The following is a 1291-nucleotide window of genomic DNA, read 5'->3' on the forward strand; positions in this document are numbered from 1 at the left end:
GTTCCACAGTGTTTTCGATGACGCCAGCCCCGACGTGTATACCGGTCAGTCGATTTTCGACCTGGACGGGGCAGTCGATTACGGGTTGCTGCACTCGGCAGCGGCCGAGCTACTACGACGACACTCGACTCTACGGTCGTGTTTCCGGCAACGCCGCTCCGGCGAATGGGCACAACTGGTACTGCGGGAAGTCGAACCGGACTGGCGCGAAGTAGACCTACGAAACCTGCCAACAGACGAACAACTCACCGAAGCAGACCGGCTGATCGACGCCGAACGAATGCGCCACTTCGACCTGAACACCCCACCACTGGTGCGATTCCTGCTACTACGACTAGCCGGATCACAAGCCCGGTTCGTGATCACCAGCCACCACGTCGCATTCGACGGCTGGTCACTACCCGTGGTCGTCCGAGACCTGTTCCAGCTGTACGCCGCCGGCGCCAACCCGGCAGCACTACCACCGGCACGCGGCTACCGAGACTTCCTGACCTGGCTAGCCAGCCGAGACAACGATGAAGCCATGCACGCATGGACCAACGCACTAGCCGACCTCGACGGCCCGACACTGGTGGCACCCAACGCCTCCCGCATCCCAGTGCTGCCCCAGGAAATCGAATTCGAACTATCCACCGCCGACACCACATCGCTGGTGCGCTGGGCCCGAGACCACGGCCTGACACTCAACACCGTCATCGAAGGCGCCTGGGCACTGGTACTCAGCCAACTCACCGGCCGCGACGACATCGTCACCGGCATCACCGTGTCCGGACGCCCACCAGAACTCGAAGGCGTCGAGTCGATCGTCGGACTGTTCATCAACACCGTCCCACTACGACTACACGTACGCCCCACCGAATCACTAACAACAATGCTCACCCGACTACAGCAAGAACAAACAAAACTGATACCCCACCAACACATCGGACTATCCCACCTGCAACAACTAGCCGGCCTACCCGGCGGCACCGACCTATTCGACACCCTCTGCGTATTCCAGAACTACCCCTCCAGCGGCGCCGGATGGGCCCAACTCGCCGCAGCCGCCCCCATCGTCGCAGTCCACAGCCGCAGCGCCTCCCACTACCCACTCGTACTACTAGTCGGCCCAGGCAAACAACTCAAACTCCAACTCAACTACCGACCAGACGTACTCGAAAAACCCGACGCAACCACCATCGCCAACCGCCTCCAACAAGTACTACAAGCAATCCAACAAAACCCCCAACAACTCACCGCCCACCTCCCAACACTCCACAACACCGAACGCCGACACATACTCGAAACGTGG

General features: G+C 60.7%; 1 protein-coding gene. It reads left to right on the plus strand.

Annotation, left to right across the window (positions count from 1 at the left end):
* Positions 1–1291: condensation domain-containing protein (locus tag ABD287_RS18325; RefSeq protein ID WP_344174777.1), on the plus strand; the 1291-nt coding region annotated here is incomplete at both ends.

This window comes from Pilimelia columellifera subsp. columellifera, from assembly GCF_039532605.1.
GTDB lineage: Bacteria > Actinomycetota > Actinomycetes > Mycobacteriales > Micromonosporaceae > Pilimelia > Pilimelia columellifera.